Below are 19184 nucleotides of genomic sequence, written 5' to 3'. Positions count from 1 at the left end.
TTATAAATCTTGAATAAAAGCATTTAAGGAAAGTGCTCATTAATTCGTGATCATGTTGGCTATAACAAATCAGTTTATACTACCAGTGTAATGGCAAAAGCAGAATAATAAGGCGATCAAGGTAATCAGACTGAAAGGTTTTTAGAATGATTTAAGAAAGAAATGTTTTTATGTCCCCCTTTTATTTTAAGCAAGAAATAGGGTGTCTTATTTGCCACCTAACGTTCTTTGGTGGAATTGTACCGTACTTCAACCATACCTTAGTCTTTAAACTCCGTTAAAATCTGAGACACGTGCATGGCATCCACCAATGTCGCAAGACGGCATCGAGCAAACAAGCTATATGGGCATGGATATTGTCCATTGCTTCTGTGGTGAACACGGGATGCTCGCTGCCTACCAGGGCCAACTGGTGCTCAATATAGTCTCTTGTTTCCTGAACTTCTAATCCACTCAAGTGAAAACGGACGTTCATCCGTTGCGTTATGGTAACGATCTGCCGGACGCTGTTTGAAACTGTTATGCACTTTTTGATGGTAAGCGACTTCCAACCATGCAGTAAAAAAACGGTTCAAATCCTACAAGGTCTGAATTTTTCCCTGTTCGATAAGGTCTTAGGTTTCTGGAACAAAACTCTGGTCAACAAAAGTACCAAGGCGAGCACAAATGCGTGCAAAATGGATGGAGGAATAGATTGCTCCATTGTCGACATAAATCATTTGAGGATCGCTTTCTTTAAGCAGTCTTCTAATCTTGGGACACGCTCTTCAAGGTAAAACTGCCCATGTACGATGTAGCGAGAATAGTCGTCGATGGACACGACGAAGTATGCCATCTTTTTCTTACCTGTTTTTTTGGACTTCGGCAAATAGAGCGTATGCTGGACATCGCCTTGCCAACAAGCTCCTAATGAATGCCGAACCAAAGACTGTTGGAATGACTGGAAAACCTGAGGAAATCAAAAAAACCTTAGGAGAACCCTCTAGAGAGTTTATGGATGACTCGGGTGATCATACGTTTATATTGGAATATGAAAACAATGGAAACCTACTGAGATTTACGTTTGATTCAAAAGAAAGCCCAGTAAAGTATGTTACCCTTCGAGTCCAATAAGCTAGACTACCTGGCTTATTGTGGCCTGAATTCTGAAAAATTACTGCATAAAAAAAGAGGCGGTTCTCCCGCCTCTTCTCTTTTACTTGTGTACCCCAGTTGACTCTGTTTTTCTACCATTCCGTTTCCGTTTTGTGTTCAATAATTTGCCATACTTTTGGTTCAACTGCTTCCATCATTTCTTTCAGTGCTTTCTCGGTGATCGCTACTCCATCACCTTGAAGTTGTCCTCTAGCCTGTGTTTCTGCAATCACATCAGTTACTTGTTGTTTCGTGATATTTTTAGATGCTGCAATCTCCACAACAGTTTTACCTTTTGCTAATTCTTGTTTTAATTCTGTCGGGCTCATTTTTAGTAAAGCAAACAGTTTTTCATCGTTTAAAAAGTTATCAGCAGTATAATCAGGCTTACCATTTAAAGAGAATAGGCCTTCCACTTTAATGTTTGAAGGTGTATCAGAAGGTGTATCAGCTGTAGGAATACCTACGATCTTAGTAAGACTAATGGTATTGTCCTGAACAAAAACCTGGAAGACCGGTTTATCGAACATCTCATTGGTGTAATTCAACATCCATGTTTTTTGGTTTGGATTCTCCATTTGCTCGATAGCAACCTTGTATTGTTCGACGTTGCCATACATTTTATCAATAAGATCAGTTACCTTCGCCTTGATTTCCTGATCGCTTAAAGTAATGAGTGACTTCTCCTTAGGCTCCCAATTCTCTTGAATCACGTGTTCAATCTCACCCGTACTACCGTTTGTATGGAGGGTAATCTTTTTGCCGGTTCCTCCTTTTTCCTGTAGTACGATACTTGTTTGCTTCACGTTGATTACATTTTTCCCTTTGGATACATCACCTTGAACGTTGCTTGCATCGATAATCTCAAACGATTTTGTTTCAGGATATGCGAGATACAGCTTCTCAAGTGTTGATTTGCCAACCTCATCCACCTTGACTTGTTCAGCAGTCATCGGTGTTCTTGTAGGCATGTCAATCACGCCAGAAGCTGCAAATGCTGCAGCTGGAATCAAAATCGCAGTGGCAACGATTCCACCAATTAATCGTTTTTTCATAATTACTTCGCTCCTTTTTTGTTGTAAATAATGTGAATCGGATTGTTCTATTTGTTCTTTGAATAAGCAGCTTACACACTATATTGCCTCTTTAGCGGAAAAAGGTTCGGTTTATATTTTATTTTTTTGCATCGTGAAACTGATCAATCGCTTTAGTAACTTAGATGGGTTCAAACTATTCTATCTATCTTTTTGTAGGAAGGAGATTGCTAATGATTAGCATTAAGAATTTAAAATCCACAAAAAAAATAGCATTGGCTACTATTGGTTTTATAACAATTGCAGGACTTGCTGTTTACTATATAGGTGACTTAAGAAATCAAAATTTCCTTTATTCCAGTGATTCAGATTATAGAATAGTTTCTGGTGAAGCAATGTTTACCGAGACATTCACTGACGTGGAGGGTCTAGCTGAAAATGCAGATATCATAGCCGAAGCTGAAGTTATTTCTCAAGAAAATAACCCTAATTATGAAAGACTAGATGTATATACAGTCTCACTTTATTTCCTCCAGGAAAGTTATTCAGGGCAGAATATTTCAGAACTTAGAAACGAAGTTGAACAACTCATTGCTTCCTCTCCCAATTAGCACCCCAAAGTCTCTCTCAACCGCAAGATTATTACGAAGTAGATAGAAAAAGAAGATAACGGATTGGTATGGGAGTTTTTTTGCTATTACTAAAAGGTTGTGAATGGTTATCTGGCGTGTTGGAAAAGTTTTGTATCAAGTTCGAAATAAAAGGATGGAGAGGGATTGCGATGGAGGACATTATCGTAGAGCCGGGAATAGGGGTTGGCCCCATAAAGTTAGGAATGACTAGGGAAGAAGTAAAGGCTTATGAGCAAGAATGGCCGCTGAAATATGTGACATTTCTGATACAGTATGAGGAGAACAAAGTGAGTTTTATCGAAGTTCCCATAGATACATACAATTTCAGCGGAGGATTCAGTTGTTTTGTTTACGGTATCGATGTGGTTCATACAAAGGCGACACAATTAGCGGAAAAAATCGATAAGATATCAAATTATACGCGGGATGAAGGTGCAAAGTGGGGCGACAGATACGCTTTTCCTGAGATAGGTTTAGGTTTTTGGCGAGATGTTGTCTTAAATGAAGAAGATTTAGAAACAGAAGAATTTAAAAATTTGGACCCAGTAATACAGGAGGATAGTCTAAGGAATCAATATTTCAGTACCGTTTTCGTCATGTATCCAATGGTTTAACAGGGGGCATATTCAACAAGGTAACAAGAAGCCTGCGTTAAGGATGCGATTTCTCGCGTCTTTTTGGTTACATATGACCTCCAATTGCGAAATTAATCCCGATAGTGGCAATGAAAAAAAGGCCATCTGCTTGGTTGTAATTACATGGGGGAGGTTGTTTTCCATGCAATACTATTCATTCCTCGTCTTTGTGATTTTCCTTCATATCACGAAAGTGTATAACTTCATCGAGAGCAGACTCAGCCCGTTCGATTTCGCCATAGTCGTTGGTATGGGAGTTTTTTGGCTATTACTTAAATGTTGTGAATACTTATCGGGCGTATTGGAAATGGTATGTATCAAATTCAAAATGAAAGTATGGCAATTGTATGTGGTCGCATTGATTTTGTATTTTTTATTTTAGTTTCTTACTGTATTCCCTACTCTCTCGACCTGTTATAGAGGAGGAATGGAAGTGAAAAAAATAGTCATCGCGATTTTCATAATATCTATTGCAGGGGGGGTTATCCTAAAAACTCTATACTCTCCTGAAAATACAGTAAGGACCGTCATAGACAATATAGCAAATGGCACACAAAGCCACGTGCAAATGAAACAAGATCAAATTGAATTAATTCGTTCCTATTTTGAATTTGCCGCTAAGAATAATCTAAAGTCACCAGAAGTTTCAGTTAGACAAGTCGAAGGAACCGGAGATCATATTAAGTTAATCGCAGAGTTTCTAATAATAGATTACGATGAAAATAATAGAATTCGAAAAGTGTATGCAGGAAATCTCCTTTTCACCTTACAGAGATCTTCGTTTTATAAGTGGGACGTAATAAACATCGAGGAAAAAATGAAACTTAGCCTTTAGGTGGAAAGTGCTTGTAATAGTATTCACCCGTTTCTGTTCAGGGGACGGGTTTTTCCATGTTTCATATTTTTTCGCCTAAGTAACGTGAACCAAACTCCGCGTTCTCGTGAATATACAGTAGAGAAAAACGAGGGGAGGGAACGCTGTGGATGAGTGGGAGTTGATTGCCAAATGCCAAGAGAACGAGCCTGAGGCCTTTGAACAATTGGTCAAGCCCTATCTGGCGATGGCATATCGGACAGCGTACTTGATCATTCATGACAAGCATCTGGCACAGGACGCGGTTCAGGAAGGGCTCATCGAAGCGTATCAGCACATAGACCGACTCGATAAAAAACGGGGAATGGCCTTTCGCAATTGGCTATACCGGATTATTACGTTTCGGGCTCTGAATCTGGTACGCAAGCAGAAGCCTGTGGTGGAATATGAGGAGATGATCCCGGATGAAGCGTTAACGCCGCTGGACAACGTGATCCAGCGAGAGGAGCAGCATCAAATATGGCAGGCGATTCGCAGCATGAAGGCGGAGCATCGCGCGGTTATTATTCTTTACTATTACGAGGGCTTCAGCGTGTCGGAGATCGCCAAAATTACGGGTTCCTTTGAGGGGACGGTCAAATCACGGATGCACAAGGCCAGGAAGCTGATTGCGCAGCAATTGGACAAGGAATGCATTCCATCTGATTTTTTGCGGGAAGGGGCAATGACGCATGACTAACGAGGAGCGGCAAATTCAAGAGACGCTTAGGAAAGTAGCGGGAGCTGTCGAGACGCCGAGTTTTCAAATGCCAAGCCAGAATAACGCGTTGCAGGTGGGAAGGCGTCCGTTTTACCGAAGCAAAAGATGGGCTTCCATCGGCATCGCTTCCGCTGTCGTACTCGGGCTGCTCGGAACCATGCAAGTGTCCCCAACGTTTGCGGCCTATGTCAAATCGATCTTTGCACAAGGTGTGTTCAACGACGAAGGACTGCAACAGGCGGCGAGACAAGGCTTCTCCGAAACATCGAATCTTTCTGTTACGGATCAGGGGATTACCTTGGAGGTAAAGGAAATCATTGCTGATCCGGCGCAGGTAATAGTAGCTTTAATGATAAAACAGTCGGATGGCCAGCAGCTCGGGCCTGAATGGAAGACAGCAAGTAACTCTCAATTCAATGGAGTTGAATTGTTGGATGCCAAAGGGACGGTCATTTCTGACAAGTGGGGAACAGCCTTTGAAGATAATGTCGGATTCATCCGGTTTATCCTTGGGGAAAAAGGACAAGAGCCCCTTCCGAAAACGTTGTCGATGCACTTTGATGAAATTGGAGATATAAAAGGAAACTGGAAGCTGCAAGTTCCGATTACGATGGCAAAAACAACGGCCGCAACGACTGTGTTGCCTGTCAATCAAACGCAAGTGACGAAGCATGGATTGAGGATGACCTTACATCAGATCGTCAACACGCCAACGACCACCCGAATTGAGTTGGAAACACAATGGACAGAGGCGGCCAAAAAACAATTGGAACAAGAAGCGAAAAAGCTAACCGGAAAGACGACGAACCCTGATTATGCTCCATTTCTTCCGTATCAGCAATATATGCTGGGATATTATTACGAGGAGGCAGATGGCAGCAAGGGGAAGGAAAGGCGCAAAGAAAGATCCCATCCCATTGATCGCTATGGACATTTCCACTGGATTATGGACGACGATCCGTTGCCAAAAGGCAAATCAAAGACGCTTGTCATAAACAGCTTCCACAAGGCAATACCGTATGATATGAGTGTCACCTTCCGGCCAGATGAGTTGAACAAGAAGCCCGTAATGAAACAAGTGGGAGAAGATATCTTCACGGTGAAAGGCGTCCAGCTGGCAAAAGATAAATATTCGGAAAAACAGCAAATAGAAATGGAAGTCGAGGTACTATCCAAAGATATTTCCGATATTTATTTGCCTTGGTGGGTAGCGCAAGACGGGAAGGGAACCACTTACCGTGCTAGAAGGAGTACTCAATCCACGGGACCCGTTGACCAGTCTGGACGCGAGAGAGTAACATACAAATTTTTACTGGAGGACAGCAGGAACTCGGAAGAAGACGAAATAACCAAGCTCCCGGAGAAGCTCACCCTACGACTGGATGCTGTTCAAAAAAAATATCCACTCGAGTGGAGAATTCCCGTTACTCATCCATAAAGAGAAAACCGCCCCGTACAAAGGGCGGTTTTTCCTGTTTATTTCGCGACCAACTGCGGCTCTTTTTGCCCGAGTCGGATCGTCGCTTCGCTCGGAATCCACATGCCTGTGTTCTCATCACGTCCTTGCAGGACTACCGTCGGGTTTGCTTTGCCCATCTGCTCAGCACCTTTGGTAATTTGCTGCCCAATTTTGCCGCCTTTGACGCGGTTTACGACGAGCGAGAGCTGCACGCTGTCCAGCTCTGTCATCATCTCGAAATCACCGTTGCTATCGCCCGCGATGAAGATAGGGCCATGACCATATTTTTTCACCAATACATTCTGGATCACTTCCGTCTTGCCGTGGGCTACCGTGATCGGGTAGTCAGGCTGGTACACGTTCGTAATCCGTCCGTTTTCTGTTTTCAGACGCATGCCGATGATGTTCTCCGCTGGGAGATTGTAGCCATATTTCGGGAGAGTGGCAAAAACACGAACGACATCCTCCAGGGAGGCACTCACGACATATACGTCGATGCCATTGGCACGCAACGTGTTCATCAGGTTTGCTACTTCGGGAGTGAGGCGCAGTCCTGTTGTATGGGAGGCTTTCACCACACCTGCTTTGCCTGCCAACGATTTCGGGCTCGTCCAGCTTACTTTTTCAATCGCCATGCCCAGGCTGTGATCATTGGATGCTTCCGCCAATTGTTGCACTTCTTCCACTGTCATGTTCGTGAAGAGGTAGAGGATCCATGGATAGCCAATCGAGGTGCTGTGCGTATCGTTGATCGCTTCATACAAGAAAAACAGTTTGGCTTTGAAATCTGCGAATTGCTCTGTTGCTGTCACTTCCTCCAGCGACTTCGTTCCTTTAAAACCTTGATAATTTTGATATAAGTACGTGTAGTCGGCTACGAGATCAGTCGCGATGGCATCGAGTGTGACAGGCTTGCCGTCGACATTTTTATACGAATCGGAAAACGGTCCCTCTGGTACATTCGTACGGATGACCTTCCCGAATTCTTCTGGAGTGAGCTTGTAAGCCAAATGGTTGATCTGGTAAACAAACAGCGCTTCCTCAGTGTCATGCATGATGCTCGTATTGTCCCAGTCAAAAACGGCATACGGCTTCTTTTTGGCATTGTAGGAGGCACTCTTGATGCCGTTTTTCTCAATCAATTCGTGGACGGCTTGATAAGTCGCAGGTGCCCATTTCCCCTTGTCGAGCATCTGCACGTTGGTGTCCTTGGCCAAAGCTGGCATCTGCATCGCGAGCAGAGCGACGATCATCAGCATGGTCAGCCACCACGTTTTGGGTTGTGCTTTTCTGTGTGACATGGTTGTCATCCCCTTCTTCTTTTTCTCGATCCCCCAAATGAAAACGCTATCATTTTTTCAAAAGAAAAAGGCCTTCCCCACGCCTATTGATAAAGCGCGGGTAGAAGACCTCATTGTCTTAAGCGTTTTCATTTGTATTCTAATCATACTAAATTTAACAGCAAAAGCAAGAAGATTCCGATAAACAGGGTAAGGGCAGGACTAACGATCCAATCTAGCGAAGACAGAAGAGTTTGCAAGAAAAAAGTGGATATAACCTAACCATAAGATAGACGAAAAGGATGATTCTTACATGACATTGATAGAATCCAGCAAAGCCATTTTGATGAATTGCCTTGCATTGCAAGCAAATGAGACATTTTTGGTGGTGGCCGACGAGCGGAAGCGGGACATCGGTGAAGCGATCTGGGAAGCCGGTAAACAGCTAGGGGCAGAAGCAATGCTGATGGTCATGCAGGAGCGGGAAAAGTCCGGTCAAGAGCCTCCTGCAGCTGTTGCAGCGGCGATGAAGAGCGCAGATGTGGTGGTATGTGTGACCCAGCACTCTTTGACGCATACAAAAGCACGAAAAGAAGCAGCAGCAAATGGTACAAGACTGGCTACCATGCCAGCTATTACGGAAGACATGTTCCTTGCAGGAGCGATTTCCGCTGACTATACACAAGTAAAGGCACTCACCGAGCGCGTGACCGAGATGCTAACGCGAGCAAGTACCGTGCGAATCGAAAAAGCGGGCAAGTCACTGACGTTTTCCATCGCAGACCGCAATGGGGTGCCGAGTACTGGCATGTACGTCAATCCTGGAGAATCGGGCAATTTGCCTTCCGGAGAAGCGTATATTGCCCCATTGGAAGGAACAGCAGAGGGACAAATCCTCGTCGATGGCTCCATCGCGGGTATCGGAAAAATTGATTCGCCACTGTTGCTGACGGTCCAAAATGGTCGGATCACAGAAGCAGAAGGAACATCGGCTGAACGCCTCCTGCAAATGCTTGGAGACCAAGACGGGCGGATGCTGGGTGAATTCGGAATCGGAACGAATGACAAGGCGCGTATTACGGGAGTTGTGCTGGAGGACGAGAAGGTATACGGAACGATTCACGTAGCCTTTGGTAGCAACAATACGTTTGGCGGGACGATTGTCGCAGGGGTACATATTGATCTGGTTGTCAAAGAGCCGGATGTGTATTTGGACGACAAATGTATCATGAAGAACGGAAAACTATTGGCAACATAGGATAAACTAGATGGATAGGAAGGATGAATCCCGATAGTAAATGTTGTAATATGGGAGGAATCCTAGAGCTGGATGTGGTGTGATGGCGTTGTCTGAAAAGATAATTGCGATAGTAACAATAGGTAACCTGATTTTGGGTGCCGTTCTTATTTTCATGGAGAGGCGTAACATTGCGGCAACCTGGGCCTGGTTGATGGTTTTGCTGTTTTTGCCGGGCATCGGTTTTATTATTTACCTGATTTTTGGACATAAGCTGAGCAAGAAAAAGCTGTATCGGCTCAAGGAAGGGGAGTTTTCCCATTTTCGAGCTGCGGTCGATAGGCAAAAGCAGTTGCTTGCCCATGGTGAACTGCAGGTCAACGACCCTGAGATGGAGAGACACCGCGACATGATTTTCATGAACGTGGTAAGTGATGGAGCGTATTATACGCAGGATAATACCATTCAGGTTTTTAAGGAAGGCCATAGTCTGTTTAACCTCATGTTCAAACAGATGGAAGAAGCACGCGAGCATATACATTTGCTCTACTATATTTTGAATGACGATGAATTAGGGAAACAGCTCATTCAACTGTTGACGAAGAAGGCAAAGGAGGGCGTCGAGGTTCGACTGCTCTATGATGCGGTAGGTTCTTCTGGTATCTCATCCAAGTTTCTGCGCCCATTGGTAGAAGCAGGGGGAGAAGTCGCCTCTTTTTTCCCGGCGAAGATTCCGTTCCTGAATTTTCGGGTCAACTTCAGGAATCATCGCAAGCTGACGATTATTGATGGCAAGATTGGCTATATCGGAGGCTTCAACATCGGGGATGAATACTTGGGCAAGGATAAGAAGCTGGGGTATTGGCGTGACACCCATTTGCTGATAGAGGGAAGAGCGGTGTACATGCTGCAAGCACGCTTTTTCCTGGACTGGAATTTGTCTGCACCGAAAAGAATGCATGAGTCACTCGCGTATTTTCCTGAGATTCAAGAGGCTGAGGGAACGATTGGCGTTCAGATCGTATCGAGCGGGCCAAACTCGGAAAAAGAGCAAATCAAGCATGCTTTTTTGAAGATGATTTACAAGGCACGAAAGAAGATTTACTTGCAGACGCCTTATTTCGTTCCCGATGAAAGTATGCTGACCGCACTAAAAATGGCGGCAATGTCTGGGGTAGATGTGCGGGTGATGGTCCCGGGAAGGCCGGATCATTTGTTGGTATTCTGGGCGACCCACTCTTATCTCGGCGATTTGTTAAAGAGCGGTGTGCGCTGCTTCCTCTACGAAAAAGGCTTCATGCATGCCAAAGCCATTGTGGTCGATACCCAGTTGTCGTCTGTAGGAACGGCCAACGTCGATATTCGCAGCTTCAAGCTGAATTTCGAGACGAATGCGTTTATGTACGATTCGCAGATGGCAAAGGAGCTGGAGGAACTGTTCGTCTCCGATCTGGCTGATTGCCGGGAAATGACATTGGGAGAGTATGTGAACCGACCACTGCGTTTGCGCTTGCTGGAATCGTTGACGCGGCTGTTGTCTCCGCTTTTATAATAGCTGGACTGGAAAGCAAGAGAGGACCTGTTAGCCTATGTGAACAAACACGGGCTGGCAGGTCCTTTCCTATTCACAATTTATGCGGCAGTTATGATCATCCTAAGTTTTAAAAGGTATCGACGAACCAATAAAGCTGGTGAGAAGAAAAAGCACAGAGCTCGTAGACCTTGACAACGCCTACCCAGTTGGAACTTCCAAAAGGGGGCCCGCTTGTCGAACACTTCTTCCTTGAGAAACTTCCGCCCGTAGGGTGGCTTTGGCTCGACGGTCCCCTTTTGGAAGTGGAGACGGACAGTCAATCCCCCTTGCGGGCGTGTCAGAGTCGAAGAGAACTGTGCTTTTTCTTCTCCACCTCTATGTTGACTCAAACCAAAATGCCCTATCTTATTATTTCTTCGTTCCAGTCAAATCCTGCACAGCTTCATCCAACTGCTTTTCAATCAGAATAGGGTCGTAGCCAAGCCATCTATCCACATTGACTACATAAACCTGATTCTTTTTGACAGCGGGCAAGTTTTTCCACAGACTGCTTTGCTCGATTTCTTTCAAATACTGAGCGGCATCCTCTCCAGGGAACAGCATCAGGAAAATATGGTCGGCTGCATATTCCGGTAGAAGCTCCATGGATACGTCTTTTGACCAAAACAGCGGGTCTTTTTCGATCTCGCTCTTTATGAGTGACGGTGGAGTCAACTGAAGATCGTTATACAAAACATGGCCCATATTGCGAGCACCGTACATTTTAATCGTTTTCGCACGGACGTTTAGTGCTGCAACAGTCTCGTCTTTCCCGACCTTAGCATGGACCAACTTACGTGCTTCTTCCACCTTTGCTTTGTACTTCTGCTCCCAAGCCTTTCCTTCTTCCTCGCGACCTAGAACTTCCGCTACCTTTTGTACATGCCCGTAGACATCATACTGATCGAAGGCGATCGCCACGACAGGCGCAATTTTTGTCAGTTTTTCATATACCTGTTGCTCGACTTCGGTACCGGTGAGGATCAAGTCAGGCTGCAACTCGAGGATTTTCTCCAGATTATAGGCATCATAATCTCCCACGACTTCGATTCCACTAACCAGTGGCTCCATGTCTGGACCTTCCATATGTCCCTTCAACGCACCGATTGGCTTCACCCCAAGGGCAAGCATGGGGCCCAAATATTGCAGAACTACGACGCGCTGAGGCTTCACAGGAATGGTAGATTCGCCCTTTGCGTGCTTCAGGACACGAGTATCGCTGCTTTTACTTTCTTGCGCAGGTGCTGATGGAGTGGGGCTGGCTGTCTGGCCGCATGCCGTGAGCAAGAACAAGGAAAGAATCATCAATCCTGACAGCCAAGCTTGTATGCATGATCGTTTCATCGTTATATCCTCCGTGAGTGAAAATGATTCTCATTAATAGAGTTCATCTTACCCTGAATGCCCTCTTTTCATCCATGGAGAATGTTCCGTTTTTCTTTGGACAATGTGGTGGTGTTTGCATGGGTCAAAATTTGGACAGCCTCTTCCAGCTGAATGTCGAGGGAGAGGGGATCATACGAAAACCATATCGGATTAAGAATGACCACTTGTCCTTTTTGTACCGCAGGAATTCGTTGCCAGACATCCTGTTTCATCAACTCTAGGAAGTGTGCCCGTGAGAGATCATCATCAAAAATATGAACGAAGAGCCAATCTGCTGCATACTGGCTTAATTGATGCTCGTTGATTGTGGTCGCCCAGAAATTGGGGTTGCGTGTCAACTCTTCTTGAATCATTTTGGGTGGTGTCAGCTTCAACGATTTGTACAGAACATGCCCGATATTTCTGGCGCCGTATGCCAATAGGCTCTGTGGACGCACATTGAGGATCAAGAATGTATCTTCCTTTTGAATATGCGCGTCGATGCATCGCTTCGCCTTCAAAACCTTCTGTTCATGCTGCTTGAGCCACCTGTGTGCCTGGTCTTTCATGCCAAGCACATCGGCCAACGTTTTCAGATGACCAAATACATCACGATCCAGCCACGGAAGGGCAAGAGTAGGTGCAATCTTGGAGAAAGCAGCGCTATCCCCTGTCGATTCGGTCAAAATAAATGTCGGTTGCAATGGTTTGATTAAGTCTGGTGTGTTCTCGGGCAGGCTGACAATCTCATCTGCCTCTTTCATCCGTAATTGCTCACGTAAATAAGTGACCTGCTCTTCCGGAGCGCCAATCGGTCTGATTCCGAGTGCCAATAAATACTCCGCATAGTGAAAGGTGACGGGTGCCATTTGCTTCTGATTCATGCGAACAAAACCAGTCGGGGACACGCCGACCTGCTGCTTAAAGCGTCTGCTGAAGTAAAACTCATCGGCATACCCGACCAGACGTGCTACCTCACGCAATCGTTTATTCGATTCGCGCAGAAGCGTCTTGGCATGCTCCATCCGGCAGCTCGTCAAATATTCGATCGGGCTTTTTCCGACCTTTTTCTTGAAGACTTCGGTGTAATATCGAGGGGTAAGGCCAGCTCGATTCGCCAAATCATCCAAGGTGATTGGCTCGGCATATTTCGTATGCATGTAAGAAATAGTCTGATCGACAACGCTTGATGTTTCTACGGCAGCCTGCCGTTCTGCATGGCTCCAAATCAGGTGCAGCAATTGCTGAAAGCGAATTTGATTTTGAAAAGCTTCCAACGGATCACTGACTTGTCGATGAGTATACAGCGTGAGGGCAAGCTCCGTACTGTGATCGACTTGGTGAAATAAACACGAGCTGTGGTCAAGATTCCAGGAAAGACTCGGACTGTAGGCGTTGGTGACCTGCTCTTGCTGTTGCAGGGTGTCAAAATAGAGTACGAGGAGACGGAGTGGCTCTTCTGTATCAGGGCGTACTTGCCTCGCAGATTCTCGAGAGAGGACGAGTACACTTCCATCTAGTAGAGCCTGTTGATCCGACTCGTTCAGCATCTGGCCCGTTCCTTTTGTCACGATCAGCACAGCATGGGTTGATTCGCCGGAAAACGCCCATTCTTCAGTCGGTGACAAGGTGACCTGCTGTATGTCTTGAAGCAGAAACAAAGGACTGGGCGTTAGCACTGTATTTCCTGTCATGATACCAATTCGAAGGACTCGGTTATGACGATGCTTCCCTTGACAGATTGGACCATCGGGCAGTTTTTGCTTGCGGCTTCAATGGCCTTTTGCACTTTTTCTTCTTTCATATTTTCACCTGTAATGATGAAGTGGAGGTGAATTTTTTCAACCCGATTTGCCTCTGCCTCATTCCGCTGAACATCTGCGGTTACCTTCATGTCCGTGCACGGCATTCTCATCTTGTCCAATACTTTTCGCAAAACACCGCCACTGCAAACAGCGATGGAAGATACCAAGAGCTGGTAGGGGCGAAAGCCATACTGTTCATCACCCGATACGTGCAGCTCACCGTAGGACAGTTGAGTGACAAAACCATTTTCTTTCGCTTGAAATTCCATGCGTAACCCTCCCTTGAAATGGTTTTTCTTCATTATAAGAAAAAAAGGCTCCCGTGCGACAGTAATCTATCGGTACCGGAACCTTTTCCCTTTTGCTATTCCTTCAAAGCTTTCCCATTTTGCAAGAGAGACTGGATGCAACGAGGAAGCATGTCTTTTAACGTATCGAATGCATAGTCGATGTCCAGGCGTTCTGTCCACTGATGGGCGTCACGTCCGACTGGACCGAGGTTCATGACAGGTACATCAAAAGCTTCGAGCTCCTGAAGCGGAATGGAGTAGCCGTTGTCCCACAAAGGCATGTTCGCTACTAATGGCTTCATGGATGCCGCCGGATATTGGAGTCCGACGTAGCTTAAGTCAGAAATTCCGCCAAAGTAGTTTTGTTTGACCAAATTGACCTGGTGCAGATCTCTCGCGTATGCTTTCATCTCTTCCGTCGTTTGTTGGATCAGAGGATGATTGCGCGAGCTGACTGCCGGGTAAAACGGTGGAGCGAAGAACAAGATCATCATCGGCGACAATTCTTTGCACAGAATCGCTAACTGATCCACCAGCTCGATCGTGGCGTCACGGTCGTCCTTGTCGCCGCGGTTGGCGATCACGTCTGCTTCCAACTGGCGCAGTTTTTCTTCCCCGTACGTTTTCTTCGCATAGGCATACAGTTCTTCGTAAGTCATGACAGAAATGGACAGATCACGCGGGCTAAACGGCGCGAAGTTGGCAAACTGGCTCGCGTGCTTGAGATAATTTTGCTTCATGCGCTCTGCAACATTTCTTGCCGATTCCAGCAGCGGCTCTACGACATCTTCCATTTGTTTTTCCAGCAGGAACAGGTTGAACAGCGTCACGGCACGGTGCGGAATTTGCACAGAGTACTCTTTTTTCAAATCCTTTTGAATCAGGTTCGTCGGTGGAGGAGATGCTTCCCCCTCAACGACCTCGCAAAAGGATGTGTTCAGCTCGAGCTCACATGTCAATTGGGAGGCCATGTAATTGCCGTTCAACCCGGCAAAAGGCTCGCCGACATGTGTTTCTTTGCCGTAGCAGAGGAAGCCTGGGAGCACTTTTCCGATGGAGCCTGTGTACAAGTACGTATTCGTATCCCCTGGATAGCGGGTAAACATCGGCTCCGAGTTGAGCACTGTGGTATAGCTCAGGTCGAACTCTTCGGCGATTTTCAAAAGCTCTGGGACTGCTGCCCGCATCCCGACAGAATTCACCTCTTCGTCAGGGACGGTCAGAAGCAAAATGTTGCCCTCGAACTCTCCAGCAATCGCTTGCTCAATCATCGACATGTGCAGTGTCAGTCCGCATTTCATATCCATGGTGCCACGGCCAAACAGCCAGTTGCCGGTTCGAATATCCTGTTGAACGTCTGCTGGCATATCGGCTTGGTTTTGTTGGAAGAGAGGAGTGAGGGTCTTCGGATCAAAAGCATGCTTCATCCAGGCGCCGTAATCCTCGACGTCGACGACATCAAAATGGCTGACGAGAATGACGGTGTCCCGTACGCCTTCTTTTTTGACCAAAGCAGTGACAAAATGGCGCCCATCTTCAGTCGGATTCGCACGCACATGATCGGGATTGGCTTGATAATAAGGCAGGGTACGAAGCTGATCGACGACGTAGCCAGGCAAGTCCTTCTCGGCAGATGATCCTGTAATGCTTGGGATGCTTACCAAATTGCACAAGAGATCGATGAGCTGCTCTTTTGTTTGCCATTTTTGCATAAAAAACGCCTCCGTTTTCCGTATAGTGAAAACTGTTTCCGGTTAGTGGGCAAAAAAATTAAGGTAAGGCACCGATCTTGTGGGAAATTTCTTTGGCACTTTGTTGGGCTTGTTCAATGAGTGAGGACAAGAGCTGCTCGTTGATTCGATAGCTCGGAACGCCGATACTCAAAGCACCTACGACCTTTTGGTTAACGCCGAAGATAGGAGCGGCAATGGATGCGGTACCCTCGGTTTTCTCACCGTAGCTGACTGCATAGCCGTTTTGTCTGATTTCTGGCAGTCGTTCTAACAGCTCGCGACGTTTTTCTGCATCCGGGACTAAATCGGTCACGATTTGCTCTGCTTCGGTTGGATTCATATTGGCGAGAATCGTTTTGTTTGCCGCACCGATATGCAGCGGAATACGCTCGCCCAGATTATCCATGCTTCTGACAGACATGGGACCTTCCACTCGTTCGAGTACGATGGCATGTGAGCCCTGTGGAATGTTCAGATAGACAGTTTCTCGTACGTCTGCTGCCAGTTGCTCCATGACAGTTCGGGCGACAGCGCGCATATCCATCTTGTCCAGGATGCGCAGCCCGATTTCCATCCACGTATAGCCGACCTTGTACTGCTTGCTCTCAGGAACCTGGAGGATGAGTCCATGCTTGATGAGGCTGCTAATTAAACGATGTACCGTACTCAGCGGCAGGTCCGTTTGTTCAGCAATTTCCGAGATGGACCAATGCTGCTTGTTAGGATCTGATACCAGGACGGAGATGATGCTCATCGCCCGGTCAATCGATTGTACCAACGTGGGTTACCTCCTGGCTTTGTTGCATAGTGACTGCTCATTGCATGTCACGCCAGCTTAATATGACCTCAATCTATCAGAATTTTTCAGCCGAATCAATATAATTTAGACGAGATAAAAATTTATTGACAAAAAATTTGAAACTATTTTACATTAAGAGTGTAATTTTGTATTGCAGAAGCAATTCCACAATGCGGAATATTTCTGGGTGATTGCTTAGAGAAAATGAATGCAATATGGTGGCGATGAACAAGCAAAAAGCAGCAGATGAGGAAGCGTTTACATGCTCGTTTCTCCGTCGCCCACTGTTAGACAAAAGCAAGATTCGAAAACAGAAGGGAGATCTATCATCATGAAATTTTCACGTGCGATTGTAAGAAAACCGGGAAAGAGTTATGTAAATGGTTTGACGACTTCTGATTTGGGTACACCTGATTTTGAACTTGCTCTTAAACAGCATGCCGCTTATGTAGAAGCGCTGAAACAGACAGGTCTGGATGTAACTGTTCTGGAAGCGGACGAGCGTTTCCCGGATTCTACGTTTGTGGAAGATACAGCTGTCCTCACGGAAAAGTGCGCCGTCATCACCAATCCCGGTGCAGAAAGCCGCAATGGTGAAATTGAGGATATGAAATTGGTGCTTCCTCGTTTTTATGACACGATTGAATATATTCAGGCCCCTGGCTTCCTCGATGGTGGAGATGTCATGCAGGTAGACAACCATTTCTATGTCGGTCTGTCGACACGCACCAATGAAGAAGGAGCCATCCAGTTCCGCGAGATTCTCTCTAAATACGGATATGAAGTCACCATTGTCCCGTTGAAAGAGTTTTTCCACCTGAAAACAGGTATCGCCTACCTTGGCAATGACTTGCTGGTTCTGGCTGGCGAGTTCATCGATTCTGAAGTGTTTAGCCAGTACAAGCATCTGGTCGTGGAAAAAGAAGTCGAGTACTCAGCGAACTGCATCCATATCAACGACTACGTGATTATTCCAAAGGGCTTTGAGAGCACGAAAAAGCAAATCACTGACGCTGGTTACAATGTGATTGAGCTGGAAATGTCTGAATTCCAAAAACAAGACGGAGGATTGAGCTGCCTGTCCCTGCGTTTCTAGCGCAGGCAGTTCTCTCTTCTTTTATAGCCCCCTGATAGACCTCTTAAAAAGCAGGTGAAAGAGAGGAATCTTATGAACACTGGGAATGAAAGAGACACACAGCTACAACGCTCCATGAAAAGTCGCCACTTGTTTATGCTGTCGTTAGGCGGTGTCATCGGGACAGGGCTCTTCCTCAACGCTGGTTTCACGATCAATCAGGCTGGACCTGGCGGAGCACTTGTCGCCTATATCATCGGCGGGATTTTGTTGTACTTGGTCATGACATGCCTGGGTGAGCTTTCTGTAAAAATGCCAGTAACAGGCTCTTTCCAAGCCTACGCCAGCCAGTATATTGGTCCGGCGAGCGGGTTTACACTGGGATGGATGTATTGGCTAGGGTCTGCTACAACGGCCGGGGTAGAGTTTACTGCCGCGGGCATGGTCATGCAACGGTGGTTCCCGGATACGCCGATTTGGATTTGGTGCGCGCTCTTTATCGTTTTGCTCTTTGCCTTCAATGCGTTGACGACAAAAGGGTTTGCCGAAACGGAGTACTGGTTTGCCGGAATTAAAGTGTTGGCTGTCCTTATGTTTATTATTGTCGGACTAGGTGCTATATTCGGTATTGTCAGTATGGAAGGAAGACCCGCTCCGTTTCTCTCCAACTTTTCAGCAGATGGGGGACTATTCCCGTTTGGCATTGCGATTGTCTTTGTGACGATGATGAACGTCGTATTCTCTTATCAAGGCTCTGAGTTGATCGGAATCGCGGCCGGGGAAGCAGAAGACCCGCAAAAGACCATTCCGCGGGCGATTCGCAACGTTGTGTTTCGTATTCTCGTGTTCTATGTGGCGTCGGTCACGATCTTGTCCGCCCTCTTTCCATCAAGTGAGCTGGGGCTCTTGGAAAGCCCGTTTGTGACGGTATTTGATGCAGTGGGGATTCCTTTTGCAGCGGATATCATGAACTTCGTCATCTTGACGGCTTTGTTGTCTGTCGGGAACTCATGCTTGTACGCAGCCACTCGCTTGTTGTGGTCCCTTTCCCATAGCAATATGGCGCATCCCGTTTTTGGCAAATTGACCAAGCGTAAAGTGCCCTTGAACGCACTCTTGGCAACGCTGGCGTTCTCGCTTCTGTCCTTGTTAACCAGCGTGGTTGCAGCGGATACGGTATACGTGCTGCTCATGTCTGTATCCGGTATCGCGGTCACCTTCACGTGGATGGGGATTGCTCTCTCTCAATTCAACTTCCGCCGTCAATACTTGCGTGAGGGTGGAAAAATAGAAGATTTACAGTTTGTAGCACCGTTTTACCCAGTGATGCCGCTCCTGTGTCTGGCTATTTGCACATTCATTCTTATCTTCCCGGCGTTTGACCCGACACAGCGAATTGGCCTCTTCTACGGAATTGGTGCGCTCGTGCTGTTCTATACCTTCTATTATGTGCGCTATGGACGCAAAAAGGCGCATAAACCGAATCTCCCAACGCAAGGTTAAGACGTGCTGCACCATAGAAAAATGCCCCTGCCATGATGATATGGTCGGGGCATTTT

At 46.2% G+C, this 19184-nt stretch carries 16 protein-coding genes; 9 read left to right on the top strand and 7 right to left on the bottom strand.

Annotated features, from left to right (window positions below; all coding sequences use genetic code 11):
- Window positions 1–1226: 1226 nt before the first annotated feature.
- Window positions 1227–2189 carry a hypothetical protein gene (locus HP567_RS00895; RefSeq protein WP_173610347.1) on the bottom strand — a complete coding sequence of 321 codons (963 nt, stop codon included), beginning with the start codon at window positions 2187–2189 and terminating at the stop codon, window positions 1227–1229.
- A gap of 212 nt (window positions 2190–2401) precedes the next feature.
- On the opposite strand from HP567_RS00895, the gene HP567_RS00890 reads away from it, so the two are divergent.
- The 5 genes from HP567_RS00890 (at window position 2402) to HP567_RS00870 (ending at window position 6447) form a co-directional block, all read left to right on the top strand.
- Entirely contained in the window at window positions 2402–2779 is a 378-nt protein-coding gene (locus HP567_RS00890) for a hypothetical protein (protein ID WP_173610348.1), read from the top strand.
- Window positions 2780–2949: 170 nt separating this feature from the next.
- Window positions 2950–3414, top strand: a complete 465-nt coding sequence (locus HP567_RS00885) for a hypothetical protein (protein ID WP_173610349.1) — start codon at window positions 2950–2952, stop codon at window positions 3412–3414.
- A 454-nt stretch (window positions 3415–3868) separates the two neighbouring features.
- Window positions 3869–4270 carry a hypothetical protein gene (locus tag HP567_RS00880; RefSeq protein ID WP_173610350.1) on the top strand — a complete coding sequence of 134 codons (402 nt, stop codon included), beginning with the start codon at window positions 3869–3871 and terminating at the stop codon, window positions 4268–4270.
- A gap of 145 nt (window positions 4271–4415) precedes the next feature.
- Window positions 4416–4988: an RNA polymerase sigma factor gene (locus HP567_RS00875; protein ID WP_173610351.1), complete on the top strand. Its 573-nt coding sequence runs from the start codon at window positions 4416–4418 to the stop codon at window positions 4986–4988.
- Complete coding sequence (locus HP567_RS00870; protein WP_173610352.1) at window positions 4981–6447, top strand: DUF4179 domain-containing protein; 1467 nt, start codon at window positions 4981–4983, stop codon at window positions 6445–6447. The genes HP567_RS00875 and HP567_RS00870 overlap by 8 nt, the downstream gene beginning before the upstream one ends.
- Before the next feature lie 38 nt (window positions 6448–6485).
- Here HP567_RS00870 and HP567_RS00865 read toward each other — a convergent pair whose 3' ends face one another.
- Entirely contained in the window at window positions 6486–7769 is a 1284-nt protein-coding gene (locus tag HP567_RS00865; protein WP_173610353.1) for an HAD family hydrolase, read from the bottom strand.
- Between the two features lie 292 nt (window positions 7770–8061).
- On the opposite strand from HP567_RS00865, the gene HP567_RS00860 reads away from it, so the two are divergent.
- Window positions 8062–9006, top strand: coding sequence for an aminopeptidase (locus HP567_RS00860; protein ID WP_173610354.1), 945 nt, complete (start codon window positions 8062–8064; stop codon window positions 9004–9006).
- Window positions 9007–9088: 82 nt separating this feature from the next.
- Entirely contained in the window at window positions 9089–10537 is a 1449-nt protein-coding gene (gene cls, locus HP567_RS00855; protein WP_173610355.1) for a cardiolipin synthase, read from the top strand.
- 390 nt (window positions 10538–10927) lie between these two features.
- On the opposite strand, the gene HP567_RS00850 is transcribed toward cls, so the two are convergent.
- The 5 genes from HP567_RS00850 to HP567_RS00830 form a co-directional block, all read right to left on the bottom strand.
- On the bottom strand, window positions 10928–11902 hold the full coding sequence (locus HP567_RS00850) for an ABC transporter substrate-binding protein (protein ID WP_173610356.1): 975 nt from the start codon (window positions 11900–11902) through the stop codon (window positions 10928–10930).
- Window positions 11903–11970: 68 nt separating this feature from the next.
- Entirely contained in the window at window positions 11971–13551 is a 1581-nt protein-coding gene (locus HP567_RS00845) for a helix-turn-helix domain-containing protein (protein WP_229087825.1), read from the bottom strand.
- Window positions 13552–13613: 62 nt separating this feature from the next.
- A complete protein-coding gene (locus tag HP567_RS00840) occupies window positions 13614–13997 on the bottom strand; it encodes an OsmC family protein (RefSeq protein WP_173610358.1) in 384 nt (127 codons plus the stop codon).
- 95 nt (window positions 13998–14092) lie between these two features.
- The gene (locus HP567_RS00835) at window positions 14093–15730 is read right to left on the bottom strand and encodes a M20/M25/M40 family metallo-hydrolase (RefSeq protein WP_173610359.1); all 1638 of its coding nucleotides are present in this window, start codon (window positions 15728–15730) and stop codon (window positions 14093–14095) included.
- 58 nt (window positions 15731–15788) lie between these two features.
- Complete coding sequence (locus tag HP567_RS00830; RefSeq protein ID WP_173610360.1) at window positions 15789–16529, bottom strand: IclR family transcriptional regulator; 741 nt, start codon at window positions 16527–16529, stop codon at window positions 15789–15791.
- Between the two features lie 352 nt (window positions 16530–16881).
- Here HP567_RS00830 and HP567_RS00825 point away from each other — a divergent pair, with 352 nt between their 5' ends.
- Both HP567_RS00825 and HP567_RS00820 read left to right on the top strand, forming a co-directional pair.
- Window positions 16882–17646 (top strand): dimethylarginine dimethylaminohydrolase family protein, encoded by a 765-nt coding sequence (locus tag HP567_RS00825; RefSeq protein WP_173610361.1) that lies wholly within the window; start codon window positions 16882–16884, stop codon window positions 17644–17646.
- 72 nt (window positions 17647–17718) lie between these two features.
- The gene (locus HP567_RS00820) at window positions 17719–19128 is read left to right on the top strand and encodes an amino acid permease (protein ID WP_173610362.1); all 1410 of its coding nucleotides are present in this window, start codon (window positions 17719–17721) and stop codon (window positions 19126–19128) included.
- The last annotated feature ends 56 nt before the right edge of the window (window positions 19129–19184 follow it).

It is taken from the genome of Brevibacillus sp. M2.1A, assembly GCF_013284355.2.
In the GTDB taxonomy this organism is placed as follows: Bacteria; Bacillota; Bacilli; order Brevibacillales; family Brevibacillaceae; genus Brevibacillus.
The sequence above is the reverse complement of the archived record's forward strand: the minus strand, read 5'-3'. Positions and strand labels throughout refer to the sequence as shown.